This is a genomic window from Streptomyces sp. NPDC107500 (assembly GCF_055582785.1).
In genome coordinates this window covers 149052-162037 of record NZ_JBVJPF010000005.1, presented here as the reverse complement: position 1 = coordinate 162037, position 12986 = coordinate 149052, and the positions used below count along the sequence as shown (strand labels likewise).

The 12986-nt window shown below is 71.5% G+C and carries 13 protein-coding genes; 6 read left to right on the top strand and 7 right to left on the bottom strand.

Features of this window, described 5'->3' with window-relative positions; all coding sequences use genetic code 11:
- Positions 1 to 78: 78 nt before the first annotated feature.
- Positions 79 to 1125, top strand: coding sequence for a M23 family metallopeptidase (locus ACZ67M_RS21045; RefSeq protein WP_469852178.1), 1047 nt, complete (start codon positions 79 to 81; stop codon positions 1123 to 1125).
- A gap of 19 nt (positions 1126 to 1144) precedes the next feature.
- On the opposite strand, the gene ACZ67M_RS21040 is transcribed toward ACZ67M_RS21045, so the two are convergent.
- The 5 genes from ACZ67M_RS21040 to ACZ67M_RS21020 form a co-directional block, all read right to left on the bottom strand.
- On the bottom strand, positions 1145 to 2032 hold the full coding sequence (locus tag ACZ67M_RS21040) for a Cof-type HAD-IIB family hydrolase (RefSeq protein ID WP_361356627.1): 888 nt from the start codon (positions 2030 to 2032) through the stop codon (positions 1145 to 1147).
- Positions 2033 to 2080: 48 nt separating this feature from the next.
- Complete coding sequence (locus tag ACZ67M_RS21035; protein WP_469852176.1) at positions 2081 to 2986, bottom strand: LLM class flavin-dependent oxidoreductase; 906 nt, start codon at positions 2984 to 2986, stop codon at positions 2081 to 2083.
- 71 nt (positions 2987 to 3057) lie between these two features.
- Complete coding sequence (locus ACZ67M_RS21030) at positions 3058 to 3645, bottom strand: RNA 2'-phosphotransferase (RefSeq protein WP_469852175.1); 588 nt, start codon at positions 3643 to 3645, stop codon at positions 3058 to 3060.
- A gap of 110 nt (positions 3646 to 3755) precedes the next feature.
- Complete coding sequence (locus ACZ67M_RS21025) at positions 3756 to 5513, bottom strand: SDR family oxidoreductase (RefSeq protein ID WP_469852173.1); 1758 nt, start codon at positions 5511 to 5513, stop codon at positions 3756 to 3758.
- The gene (locus tag ACZ67M_RS21020) at positions 5510 to 6352 is read right to left on the bottom strand and encodes a M24 family metallopeptidase (RefSeq protein WP_392011111.1); all 843 of its coding nucleotides are present in this window, start codon (positions 6350 to 6352) and stop codon (positions 5510 to 5512) included. The genes ACZ67M_RS21025 and ACZ67M_RS21020 overlap by 4 nt, the downstream gene beginning before the upstream one ends.
- A gap of 250 nt (positions 6353 to 6602) precedes the next feature.
- Between ACZ67M_RS21020 and ACZ67M_RS21015 the strand changes: the two genes are divergently transcribed.
- The 5 genes from ACZ67M_RS21015 to ACZ67M_RS20995 all read left to right on the top strand — a co-directional run bounded on the left by ACZ67M_RS21015 (position 6603) and on the right by ACZ67M_RS20995 (position 10508).
- The gene (locus ACZ67M_RS21015; protein WP_392100316.1) at positions 6603 to 7565 is read left to right on the top strand and encodes an ABC transporter ATP-binding protein; all 963 of its coding nucleotides are present in this window, start codon (positions 6603 to 6605) and stop codon (positions 7563 to 7565) included.
- On the top strand, positions 7555 to 8463 hold the full coding sequence (locus tag ACZ67M_RS21010) for an ABC transporter permease (protein WP_125491852.1): 909 nt from the start codon (positions 7555 to 7557) through the stop codon (positions 8461 to 8463). The genes ACZ67M_RS21015 and ACZ67M_RS21010 overlap by 11 nt, the downstream gene beginning before the upstream one ends.
- Complete coding sequence (locus tag ACZ67M_RS21005) at positions 8460 to 9371, top strand: ABC transporter ATP-binding protein (RefSeq protein ID WP_361356617.1); 912 nt, start codon at positions 8460 to 8462, stop codon at positions 9369 to 9371. Before ACZ67M_RS21010 ends, ACZ67M_RS21005 begins: the two co-directional genes overlap by 4 nt.
- A gap of 11 nt (positions 9372 to 9382) precedes the next feature.
- Positions 9383 to 10102, top strand: coding sequence for an ABC transporter permease (locus ACZ67M_RS21000; RefSeq protein WP_361356615.1), 720 nt, complete (start codon positions 9383 to 9385; stop codon positions 10100 to 10102).
- A gap of 115 nt (positions 10103 to 10217) precedes the next feature.
- Positions 10218 to 10508, top strand: coding sequence for an SGM_3592 family protein (locus ACZ67M_RS20995; RefSeq protein WP_385802711.1), 291 nt, complete (start codon positions 10218 to 10220; stop codon positions 10506 to 10508).
- 182 nt (positions 10509 to 10690) lie between these two features.
- On the opposite strand, the gene ACZ67M_RS20990 is transcribed toward ACZ67M_RS20995, so the two are convergent.
- Both ACZ67M_RS20990 and serS read right to left on the bottom strand, forming a co-directional pair.
- On the bottom strand, positions 10691 to 11533 hold the full coding sequence (locus tag ACZ67M_RS20990; protein ID WP_385802713.1) for an HAD family hydrolase: 843 nt from the start codon (positions 11531 to 11533) through the stop codon (positions 10691 to 10693).
- The gene (serS, locus tag ACZ67M_RS20985; RefSeq protein ID WP_125491856.1) at positions 11530 to 12807 is read right to left on the bottom strand and encodes a serine--tRNA ligase; all 1278 of its coding nucleotides are present in this window, start codon (positions 12805 to 12807) and stop codon (positions 11530 to 11532) included. The genes ACZ67M_RS20990 and serS overlap by 4 nt, the downstream gene beginning before the upstream one ends.
- Positions 12808 to 12986 lie beyond the last annotated feature (179 nt).

The window sequence follows — 12986 nt, the reverse complement described above, 5'->3', positions numbered from 1 at the left end:
GCCGTGTGCAGCAACGGTTCCCCCACTCGTACGACGTGAAGGAGACCCGGCGGCCCCGCACGGTCCACGATCGCTGACATGCGCTCATCCCGCCGACATCCGCTGCTCGTTCCGGTGTTGCTGTGCGCGCTCGCCGTGCTCGCGGCCCGCCCCGCCGACGGCACGGACGCCGGATCGGGTGCCGACCCGGGCCCGGAGGTGGCACGCCTGTACGAGGACGCGGCCAAAGCGACGCAGCGGTACGAGGAGGGACGGCGCGCGGCCGAGGCGCAGCGGTCGAAGGCGCTGGCGTACGAGAAGCGGCTGGACCAGCAGCGGCAGAAGATCGACGCCATGCACGCGGACCTGGGCCGGATCGCCCGTGCCCAGTACCGGGGTGGAGGCGGCGGGCTCCCCCTGACCGCGCGGATGTTCCTCGCGGACGACCCGGACGAGCTGATGCGCGGTCAGCGGGCTTTCACCCGGGCGGATCTGGCGGTCGACAAGGCCATCGGCAAGAGTCTGCGGGCCGAGGCCCGGCTCGCCGCCGACGAGGCGAAGGCGCAGGCTGCCTGGCAGGCGCTGGAGAAGCGCAACGCCGACCTGGCGGCGCTGAAGACCGGGGTCGAGGGCAAGCTGGAGGCGGCGCGTGCGCGGCTGGAGGGACGGGCGGACGCCTCCGTGGCGGCCGGCTCGTGCCCCGGCGCGGTCCGCCTCGACCAGCAGGACCTGCCCGTCGGCCGGTCCTGGGTGGCGCCGGTGGAGGCGTACGAGCTGTCGGCGTCCTTCGGCAGCGGCGGCTCGCGGTGGGCGCACCGGCACACCGGCCAGGACTTCGCGGTGCCGGTCGGGACGCCGGTGGGTTCGGTCGGTACGGGCCGGGTGGTGCAGGTGTCCTGCGGCGGCGCCTTCGGCATCCAGGTCGTCGTCCAGCACGCGGGGGGCTACTACACGCAGTACGCCCATCTCGCCTCGGTCGCCGTCGACCAGGGCGACCGGATCCGTCCGGGTCAGTGGATCGGTCAGTCGGGCAGTACCGGCAACTCCACCGGACCGCACCTGCACTTCGAGGTACGGGTGACGCCGGAGATGGGCTCCGCGCTGGACCCGGTGCCCTGGCTGTCGCAGCGTGGAGTGCCCCTCTGACCTGACGCGGGCGCGGCCGTCAGTCCAGGCCGGCCAGCAGCCGCTCGATGACGACCGCCACGCCGTCCTCGTTGTTGGCGACCGTCCGCCCCGACGCGGCGGCGATCACGTCCGGGTGCGCGTTGCCCATCGCGTACGACTGTCCCGCCCAGGTCAGCATCTCCACGTCGTTCGGCATGTCTCCGAAGGCGACGACCTCTTCGTGCGAGATGCCGCGTTCGGCACAGCACAGGGCGAGCGTGCTGGCCTTGGACACCTCCGGCCCGCTGATCTCCAGCAGGGCGCTGGGGCTGGAGCGGGTGACGTTGGCACGGTCGCCGATGGCGAGGCGGGCGACGGTGAGGAAGCCGTCGGGGTCCAGCTCGGGGTGAAAGGCGAGGATCTTGAGGACCGGCTCGTCGGCGGCGCGGCCGCCGGGGGCCAGGATCTCCTCGGCGGGCAGGAGGTCGTCGGGCACCTCCATGTGCAGCTTCGGGTACGCGGGCTCCTGGTGGAAGCCGTACGTCTGCTCGACCGCGTACACCGTGCCGGGCGCGGCCTCGCGCAGCAGGCGTACGGCGTCCAGAGCGTTCTCCCGGGCCAGCTCCCGCACCTTCACGAAGCGGTGGGCGCCGGGGCCGCCGTGCAGGTCGACCACGGCGGCGCCGTTGCCGCAGATGGCGAGCCCGTGACCGTGGACGTGGGCGCTGACGACGTCCATCCAGCGGGCGGGGCGGCCGGTGACGAAGAAGACCTCGATGCCCGCCTTCTCCGCGGCGGCCAGTGCGGCGACCGTGCGCGGGGAGACCGACTTGTCGTCGCGCAGCAGTGTGCCGTCGAGGTCGGTGGCGATGAGCCGCGGGCGGGTGGCGGCGGCCGGGGGATCGGGCTGTCGGGTCGCTGAGGTCACCGGGTCATTGTCACGCACATGCGTGCACGCCCGTGCGGCGGTCCGCACATCTGTGAGCTACGGCTCTCAGCCCTTCAGCTGTGCCGGGGCCTCCATGGCGATCCGCTCGAAGATCTTCTCGTCGGCCGTGAAGTCCGAGTCGGCGATCGGCCAGTGGACGACCAGCTCGGTGAAGCCCAGATCGCGGTGGCGGCCGGCGAAGTCCACGAAGGCGTCGACGGACTCCAGCGGGCGGCTGCGGTCCGGGGTGAAGCCGGTGAGCAGGACCCGGTCCAGTTCGGCCACGTCGCGGCCGATCGCGGCGCAGGCGTCGGCCAGCTTGTCGCTCTGCTGCCGCAGGGCCCGGTCGGACTGCTCGGGAGTGCCGTTCTCGTAGAGCTTCGGGTCGCCGGTGGTCACCCACGCCTGTCCGTACTGGGCGGCGAGCCGCAGCCCGCGCGGACCGGTCGCGGCCACCGCGAACGGCAGCCGGGGCCGCTGCACACAGCCGGGGATGTTGCGCGCCTCGTGGGCCGAGTAGAAGTCGCCCTCGTACGAGACGGCGTCCTCCGTCAGCAGCCGGTCGAGCAGGGGCAGGAACTCGCCGAACCGGTCGGCCCGCTCACGCGGCGTCCACGGCTCCTGGCCGAGCGCGGTGGCGTCGAAGCCGGTGCCGCCTGCTCCTATGCCCAGGGTGATCCGGCCGCCCGAGATGTCGTCGAGGGAGATCAGTTCCTTGGCCAGCGTCACCGGGTGCCGGAAGTTCGGGGAGGTGACCAGCGTCCCGAGCCGCAGCCGCTCGGTGACCGCCGCGGCGGCGGTGAGCGTCGGTACGGCGCCGAACCACGGGCCGTCCCGGAAGCTCCGCCAGGACAGGTGGTCGTAGGTGTACGCGGTGTGGAAACCGAGCTGCTCGGCACGGGTCCAGGACGAACGTCCGCCTTCGTGCCAGCGGCGGTACGGAAGGATCACGGTGCTCAGACGCAGACTCATGCCCCCGAGCCTAAGCGGCCGACCCTGTTTCACGTGAAACATCACCCGCTGTCACCACACGCGACGCGGGGTCAGTGGCCGGAGGGGAAGCGCAGGTACTGCGGGGGAACGGTCCGCGTCAGCCAGACGCCGTTCGCGCTGACATGGAAGACGTGGCCGTCGCGGTGCATGGCGGCGCTGTCCACCGAGAGGACGACCGGGCGGCCGCGGCGGGAGCCCACCCGGGTGGCGGTCTGGCGGTCCGCCGAGAGGTGCACGTCGTGCCGGTTCATCGGCCGCAGTCCCTCGGTCCGGATCGCGTCCAGGTGACGGGCCACGGTCCCGTGGTAGAGGTACGGCGGCGGAGTCGCCGCGGGCAGTCCGAGATCCACGTCGACGCTGTGCCCCTGGCTGGCGCGGATCCGGGTGCCCTCGACGGCGAAGCGCTTCTTGTCGTTCGTGGCCACCACGTGGTCGAGCTCTTCGCGGGTGAACCGGAAGCCGTGCGCGGCCGCCGCGGCGATCAGCGTGTCGATCTCGGTCCAGCCGGCCTCGTCGAGGGTGAGCCCGATGCGCTCCGGCTGGTGGCGCAGATGCTTCGACAGGTACTTGGACACCTTGACGGTGCGCCTGTCGTCGCTGTGCTCGCCGCTGCGTTCGGGTCTGTGTTCGTGTTCCATGGAACCAGCCTGCCGAGAGCGACACGCTTCACGCGATCGATTTAGCCTCCGAGGTTTGATCCACAGCCAAGTCTGGTTATCCACAGGCTGGTTGGGCGTTCCTGTGGAAACTACAGCGGTGGTTTCACCCGCGCGAGACGCCGCAACACCCGTGGGGCGAAGCGGGACATGAGGTGTGCTCCGCGCGCCTCCGGCGTCACGGGGACGACGGCCCTGTTGTGCACGACGGCTTCGAGGACCGCCTCGGCCACCTTCTCCGGCGGATAGTTGCGCATCCCGTACAACCGCGCACTGCGCTGCTGACGCCGCCTCTCCTCGTCGGCGTCCACACCCGCGAAGCGCGCCGTCGAGGTGATGTTGGTGTTGACGAGGCCGGGGCAGATCGCCGTGACCCCGATCCCCTGCCCGGCCAGTTCGGCCCGCAGGCACTCGCTCAGCATCAGCACGGCCGCCTTGGACGTGCTGTACGCGGGCAGGGCCCGGGAGGGCTGGAAGGCGGCCGCCGACGCGGTGTTCACGATGTGGCCGCCCTGCCCGCGCTCGGCCATCTGCCGGCCGAACAGGCGGCAGCCGTGGATCACGCCCCACAGGTTGACGTCGAGGACCTTCCGCCAGTCCTCCGCGGTGGTGTCGAAGAAGGAGCCCGACAGCCCGATCCCGGCGTTGTTCACGAGCACGTCCAGCACGCCGTACTCGGCGGCGACCTTGGCCGCCAGCTTCTCCATCGCCTGTTCGTCGGAGACGTCGACGGTCTCGGCCCAGGCGTCCGGCGCGCCGATCAGCCGGGACAGCTCCGCGGTGCGGGCGGCGGACTCGGCGTCCCGGTCGACGGCCACCACGCGCGCCCCGGCCTCGGCGAACGCGAACGCCGTCGCCCGCCCGATGCCGTTGCCCGCCCCGGTGACCAGCACCAGCTGTCCGCCGAACCGGTCGGCGTGCCTGCCCTTCGGCGCCGTCTCGGGCCGTCCGTCCTCGGTGGAGGTGACGAAGTCCGTGATCCAGTCCGCCAGCTGGTCCGGCCGGGTGCGCGGCACCCAGTGCTTGGCGGGCAGCGTGCGGCGGGTCAGCCGGGGCGCCCACTCCTCCAGCCCGTCGTAGAGCCGCTCCGACAGGAACGCGTCGCCGAGGGGCGTGATGAGCTGCACGGGCGCGTGCGCGTGGGCGTCGTCGCGCGGGTGCCGCAGCCGGGGCCGGACGTTGTCCCGGTACAGCCATGCCCCGTGCGCCGCGTCCGTCGGCAGGGACGCGGTCGGGTAGTCACCGCCGGGCACCTGCTCCACGCGCTCCAGGATGCGCGGCCAGCGCTTGCCGAGGGGGCCGCGCCAGGCCAGTTCGGGCAGCACGGGCGTGTGCAGCAGGTAGACGTACCAGGACTTGGCGCCCTGGCCGAGGAGCTGCCCGACCCGGCGCGGGGTGGGGCGCCTGAGGCGCTTGTTGATCCAGTGCCCGAAGTGGTCGAGGGACGGACCGGACATCGAGGTGAAGGAGGCGATGCGCCCCTCGGTGCGTCCGACCGTGACGAACTCCCAGGACTGCACCGAACCCCAGTCGTGGCCCACCAGGTGCACGGGCCGGTCCGGGCTGACCGCGTCCGCCACCGCCATGAAGTCGTCCGTCAGCTTCTCCAGGGTGAACCCGCCGCGCAGCGGGCTCGGCGCCGAGGACCGACCGTGGCCCCGGACGTCGTAGAGCACCACGTGAAAGCGGTCGGCGAGGCGGCCGGCGACCTCGGACCAGACCTCCTTGCTGTCCGGATAGCCGTGCACCAGGACGACCGTGGGCTGCCGCGGATCGCCCAGCTCGGCCACGCACAGCTCGACCCCGCCCGTGCGCACCCAGCGCTCCCGCGCTCCGTCCAGCACCGTCATTTCGCCTCCGCCCAGCGCCGCACGTGCGGCAGATCGTCGTCCAGCCAGAAGGCGCTCTCCGCGGGATCCGTGGAGTCGGTGACGACCAGGATCTCCTCGAACTTCGCGCCGGTACCCCGGAAACCGAGGTGGGGTTCGACCGCCCACAGCCCCGGGCGGGGCGGGTGGTCGGAGAAGCGGTAGGGCGACCACAGCGGGGACCAGCCCTCGCGGTGGCCGTGCAGCGCGTCGCCCGCCAGGCCCTTGAGAGACTGCATGCCGAAGCCGAACAGGCGTGGCGACAGCCGCCGTTCCCGCACCCGGTCCACCTTGTGGGCGATGACGCCGAAGGGATAGGCGCGATGCCGGTTGGCATAGCCCTGACGGACCATGAGCCGGTCCACGTCCTCGTAGATCTCGCGCAGCGAACGGCGCTCGCGCACCTCGCGCAGGATCAGCTCGCGGTGAGCCGCCAGGTCGGCCGCCAGCCGGTGCTGGACCGGGTTGGGGCCGAGTGATCCGGAGTAGCCGATGTCGGCGGTGAAACCCCGGTACACCGGGGCCATGTCCAGGATGAAGGGCATCCCCGGCTCCAGGCGGCGGCCGGTGGGGAAGAACTGGAGCGGAACGCGGAAGTCCGTGAACGCCGTGCGGTCGCCGAACCAGGCGAAGGGCAGGTGGAACCAGTCCCGCACGCCCCGCTCCCGCAGCCACTCGCGCTGCATCCGGGCCGCCTCGCGCTCGGTCACCCCCGGCGCCAGCCGGGCCGCCACCGCCTCGGCGCACTCGTAGGCGAGACGTTGCACCTCCCGGAATCCCCGCAGCTCCGTACGGAGTTCCGCCGCCACTGCCGTCGCCATGCCACCCCGTTCCAGCCGTCCGGACGCGGTCCGCGCCGACGGTGCTACTCGCTCGTAACGTGACGCCGCCGAATCTCCCAGTTGTTAGACCCAACGTCAATAGGGCGGCCGACGCAGGTCCCCAAACCCCTCTTCGTGGCTCTCAAGTACGGCATCCCCTACGGGCCCGTACTACTCGAGTCTGACTCCAAGACGGCTCTGCGGTCTGACGACCTCAGTGGCGCGCGTCACTACTGTCGTGGATGTGACTGTGATCGCGACCGAAAGCCTGAGCAAGCGGTTCCCCCGGGTGACCGCGCTCGACCGGCTCTCCGTGGATGTCGGACCCGGTGTGACCGGACTCGTCGGTGCCAATGGCGCCGGCAAGTCCACTCTGATCAAGATCCTTCTGGGTCTGTCTCCCGCCACCGAGGGCCGGGCCGAAGTGCTCGGACTCGATGTCGCCACCAAGGGCGCCGCCATCCGCGAGCGGGTCGGCTACATGCCGGAACACGACTGCCTGCCGCCCGATGTCTCGGCCACCGAGTTCGTCGTCCACATGGCGCGCATGTCCGGCCTGCCGCCCACCGCCGCGCGCGAGCGTACGGCCGACACCCTGCGCCACGTCGGCCTCTACGAAGAGCGCTACCGGCCCATAGGCGGCTACTCGACCGGCATGAAGCAGCGCGTGAAGCTCGCCCAGGCCCTGGTGCACGACCCCCAGCTGGTCTTCCTCGACGAGCCGACCAACGGCCTCGACCCGGTCGGCCGCGACGAGATGCTCGGCCTCATCCGCCGCATCCACACCGACTTCGGCATCTCCGTCCTGGTCACCTCACACCTGCTGGGCGAGCTGGAACGCACCTGCGACCACGTCGTCGTCGTGGACGGCGGCAAGCTGCTGCGCTCCAGCTCCACCACGGACTTCACGCAGAACACGACGACCCTCGCCATCGAGGTCACCGACACCGACGAACACCCCGACGGCACCCGCGCGGTGCGCGACGCGCTCGACGCGCGCGGAGTGGCCGTCCAGGACGGCAGCGGCCTGCCCGGCGCCGGCCACGTCCTGCTGCTCACCGCGACCGGCGAGGAGACCTACGACCTGGTCCGGGACGTCATCGCCGACCTCGGCCTCGGCCTGGTCCGGATGGAACAGCGCCGGCACCACATCTCGGAGGTCTTCAAGGACAGCGACGAAGCACGGAAGGAGGCGGTCGGCCATGGCAGCTGAACAGCCCACAGCCACGGTCCCGGGTGACCAGACCCGTATCCACAACATCGGCTACCGCAACTACGACGGCCCCCGCCTCGGCCGCGCCTACGCCCGCCGCTCGCTGTACTCGCAGTCCCTGCGCGGCGCCTACGGACTCGGCCGCTCGGCCAAGTCCAAAGTGCTGCCGATGCTGCTGTTCGTGGTGATGTGCCTGCCCGCGGCCATCATGGTCGCCGTCGCCGTCGCGACCAAGGCGAACGACCTGCCCGTGGACTACACGCGCTACGCGATCGTCCTCCAGGCCGTCATCAGCCTGTACGTCGCCTCGCAGGCCCCCCAGTCTGTCTCGCGCGACCTGCGCTTCAAGACCGTCCCGCTGTACTTCTCCCGGCCGATCGAGACCTCCGACTACGTCCGCGCGAAGTACGCGGCGCTGTCCTCGGCCCTGTTCATCCTCACCGCCGCACCCCTGCTGGTGCTCTACGTGGGCGCGCTGCTCGCCAAACTCGACTTCGCGGACCAGACCAAGGGGTTCGCACAGGGACTCGTCTCCGTGGCACTGCTCTCGCTGCTCTTCGCCGGTCTCGGCCTGGTCGTCGCCTCGGTCACCCCGCGCCGCGGCTTCGGCATCGCGGCCGTCATCGCCGTCCTGACCATCACCTACGGCGCGGTCTCCACGCTCCAGGCGATCGCCGACGTCCAGGGCAGCTCCGGCGCCGTCTCCTGGATCGGCCTGTTCTCGCCCATCACCCTCATCGACGGGGTGCAGTCCGCCTTCCTCGGCGCCACCTCGGCCTTCCCGGGCGGGGTCGGCCCGAGCAACGGCGAGGGCCTGGTCTTCGTCCTCGTCACCCTGGGCCTGATCGCCGGCACCTACGGCCTGCTGATGCGCCGCTACAAGAAGGTGGGACTGTGAGCACCCTCAGCATCGACCACGTCTCCCGCTGGTTCGGCAACGTGGTCGCCGTCAACGACATCACCATGACGATCGGCCCCGGCGTCACCGGCCTCCTCGGCCCCAACGGCGCGGGAAAGTCCACCCTCATCAACATGATGGGCGGCTTCCTCGCCCCCTCCACCGGCAGCGTCACCCTCGACGGCCGGCCGGTCTGGCGCAACGAGGCCATCTACAAGCACATCGGCATCGTCCCCGAGCGGGAGGCGATGTACGACTTCCTCACCGGCCGCGAGTTCGTCCTGGCCAACGCCGAACTGCACGGCCTGGGCGCCAAGGCGGCCCAGGAGGCGCTCTCCACCGTGGAGATGGAGTACGCGCAGGACCGCAAGATCGCCACGTACTCCAAGGGCATGCGGCAGCGCGTGAAGATGGCCTCCGCCCTCGTCCACCAGCCGTCCCTGCTCCTGCTCGACGAGCCGTTCAACGGTATGGACCCGCGCCAGCGCATGCAGCTGATGGACCTGCTGCGGCGCATGGGCGACGAGGGCCGCACCGTGCTGTTCTCCTCGCACATCCTCGAAGAGGTCGAACAGCTCGCCTGGCACATCGAGGTGATCGTCGCCGGACGCCACGCGGCCAGCGGCGACTTCCGCAAGATCCGCCGCCTGATGACCGACCGGCCGCACCGCTACCTGGTGCGCTCCAGCGACGACCGTGCCCTCGCGGCCGCGCTGATCGCCGACCCGTCCACGTCCGGCATCGAGGTCGACCTCGCCGAGGGCGCGCTGCGCATCCAGGCCGTCGACTTCGGACGGTTCACGGCCCTGCTGCCCAAGGTCGCCCGCGACCACGGCATCCGGCTGCTCACGGTCTCGCCGTCCGACGAGTCCCTCGAGTCCGTCTTCTCGTACCTCGTCGCGGCGTAGGAGGCCGAAGAATGTACGACCCCACAGTCGCCCGGCTCACCTACCGAGCCCTGCTCGGCCGCCGCCGGGCCCTCATCCTCGGCGTGCTGCCCCTGCTGCTGCTCGTCATCGCCGTCGCGGTGCGCGCGCTCGCCGGAGTCGACGACCAGACCGCGGCGGACGTGCTGGGCGGGTTCGCCCTGGCCACCATGGTGCCGATCATCGGCGTCATCGCCGGCACCGGTGCGATCGGTCCGGAGATCGACGACGGCTCGGTGGTGTACCTGCTGTCCAAGCCGATCAAACGGCCGACGATCATCTTCACCAAGTTGATCGTCGCCATAGCGGTGACGATGGTCTTCTCCGCCGTACCCACGTTCCTCGCCGGCCTGATCCTGAACGGCAACGGCCAGCAGGTCGCCGTCGCCTACACGATCGCCGCGCTGGTCGCCTCCATCGCCTACGCCGCGCTCTTCCTGCTGCTGGGCACGGTGTCCCGGCACGCGGTGGTCTTCGGGCTCGTCTATGCCCTCGTGTGGGAGGCCCTGTTCGGCTCGCTGGTGCCGGGCGCCCGCACGCTGAGTGTCCAGCAGTGGTCCCTGGCGGTGGCCCAGAAGGTCGCCGACGGAAACCTGGTGACCTCCGACGTCGGCCTGCCGACCGCGACGGTGCTGCTGGTGGGCGTGACCGTCCTCGCCACCTGGTACGCGGGCCAGAAGCTGAGGTCGCTGACGCTCGCCGGGGAGGAGTGAGCGGGCCCCGGACCGACGGGGCCTCGCCCTGACGGGGCCTTCACCCCGGCCCGGGCACACTGGGCCGGGAAGAGAACGGGGAACACACGGGGGACGCGGGGCTGGGAGGACCGGGATGGCGGGCCAGACACCTCAGCAGGACGGCCACGGACGGCCGCGGGACGGCGGCGAGGAAGCCGCCAGGGGCGGCGCGGGACACAGCGCCGGTGACGACGGCTGGGACGGCCTCGTCCTGGACGAGGATTTCGTTCGCGAGGCCGGCACCTCCGAGCCTTCGGCCCGCGCCCGGATGCTCGCCGCCCGCTGGCGCCGCGAGAAGCCGGAGCCGCAGCCGTGGCGCTCCGACGAGCCGCCCGCCGGCTGGTTCTTCAGCAAGGGCCGACGCCGCAGGTGGCGCCGGAGCTGACGCGGCGTATGTCCGCCTTTATTCGGTGGCGCCCGGCTTTCCGCGGCGGCATTGTGGTGGATGCACGAGGCCGGACGGCGCCGGCGCATCGGGCGGCCGCTTCGAGCACGCGGGATGCCCCGCGTGGGCCGACCGACGGGGACGTCGGCGCCGTCCGGCTCGTCGGCTCCGTGCCGGGCGGATCAGCCCGACAGGCGCTCCAGGACCACCGCGATGCCGTCCTCGTCGTTCGAGGACGTCACCTCGTCGGCCACCGCCTTCAGCTCTTCGTGGGCGTTGGCCATCGCCACGCCGCGGGCGGCCCAGCCGAACATCGGGATGTCGTTGGGCATGTCGCCGAAGGCGATCGTGTCGGCCGCCTTCAGGCCGAGCCGACGGGCCGCGAGCGACAGCCCGGTCGCCTTGGACAGGCCGAGGGGGAGCAGTTCGACAATGCCCGCGCCGGCCATGGTGACCGTGACGAAGCCGCCCGCGGTGCGCCGGGCCGCCTCGGCCAGTTCGTCGTCCGACAGGGTCGGATGCTGGATGTAGATCTTGTTCAGCGGCGCCGACCACAGGTCCGAGGCGTCGGTGAAGGGCACCGCGGGGAGATCGCCGCCGACCTCGTACCCCGGGCCGACCAGGACGTCGCCGTCCAGGCCGTCCCGGCTCGCCGCCAGGTACAGCGGACCGGTCTCCGCCTCGATCTTGGCCAGCGCCACCCCGGCCAGCTGGCGGTCCAGCGTGACCGAGGTCAGCAGCCGGTGCTCCCCGGCGTGGTAGACCTGCGCGCCCTGGCCGCAGACGGCGAGACCGTCGTAGCCGAGGTCGTCGAGGATGTGCCGGGTCCACGGGACCGCGCGGCCGGTCACCACGATGTGGGCGGCGCCCGCCGCGGTGGCGGCGGCCAGGGCGTCCCGGGTGCGCGACGAGATCGTGTCGTCGCCGCGCAGCAGCGTGCCGTCGAGATCGGTCGCGATCAGCCGGTACGGGAACGTCCCGGCTCCACCGGCGTCGGCGGCCGTGGCGGAGGCGGTGTCGCTCACTTGGTCACCGGCTCCAGGACCTCCCGGCCACCCAGGTACGGGCGGAGCACCTCGGGCACGCGCACCGAGCCGTCGGCCTGCTGGTGGTTCTCCAGGATCGCCACGATCGTGCGCGGGACGGCGCACAGCGTGCCGTTGAGCGTGGCGAGCGGGCGCACCTTCCGGTCCTCGCGGACCCGGATCGACAGCCGGCGGGACTGGAACTCGGTGCAGTCCGAGGTCGAGGTCAGCTCGCGGTACTTGCCCTGGGTCGGGATCCACGCCTCGCAGTCGTACTTGCGCGCCGCCGAGGAGCCCAGGTCGGCCGAGGCCACGTCGATGACGCGGAACGGCAGCTCCAGCGATGTCAGCCACTGCTTCTCCCACTCCAGCAGGCGCTGGTGCTCGGCCTGCGAGTCCTCGGGGAGGACGTAGGAGAACATCTCGACCTTGTCGAACTGGTGCACGCGGAAGATGCCCCGGGTGTCCTTGCCGTGCGAGCCCGCCTCGCGGCGGAAGCAGGGCGAGAAGCCGGCGTAGCGCAGCGGCAGGCGGTCGGCGTCGAGGATCTCGTCCATGTGGTACGCCGCGAGGGGGACCTCGGAGGTGCCGACCAGGTACAGGTCGTCCTTGTCGAGGTGGTAGACGTCCTGGGCGGCCTGGCCGAGGAAGCCGGTGCCGGCCATCGACTGGGGGCGGACCAGCGCCGGGGTCAGCATCGGGGTGAAGCCCGCGGCCGTGGCCTGGGCGATCGCCGCGTTGACCAGGGCGAGCTCCAGGAGCGCGCCGACGCCGGTCAGGAAGTAGAAGCGCGAGCCGGAGACCTTGGCGCCGCGTTCGACGTCGATGGCGCCGAGCAGCTGGCCCAGCTCCAGGTGGTCGCGGGGCTCGAAGCCCTCGGCGGCGAAGTCGCGGTGCGTGCCGTGGGTCTCCAGCGTGACGAAGTCCTCCTCGCCGCCGACGGGGACGTCGGGGTGGACGAGGTTGCCGAGCCGCTGGAGCAGCTGCTGGGTCTCGGCGTCGGCCGCGTCGCGCTCGGCGTCGGCGGTCTTGACGTCGGTCTTCAGCTGTTCGGCGCGCTTCAGCAGCTCCGCCTTCTCGTCCCCGGAGGCCTTGCCGATGAGCTTGCCGAGGCCCTTCTGCTCGGCGCGCAGCTCGTCGAAGCGCACGCCGGACGACCTGCGTCGCTCGTCGGCGGACAGGAGGGAGTCGACGAGCGCGACGTCCTCTCCACGGGCACGCTGAGAGGCGCGCACACGGTCGGGGTCCTCACGGAGCAGGCGAAGGTCAATCACGCGGTCAAGGCTACCGGTGTGCGGTGACGGGTCTCGACCCACTATTGCCGAACGCCCGTCTCACGTTCCGTGCGGCCGGTCAATGAAATGCTGCGGCATCCCTGGAACGAGGCACCTCGGGGACGACGGGTTGACCGGATTTCCTTGTGGGGGACGGGACTTGGGGCGTGGCTGTCCAC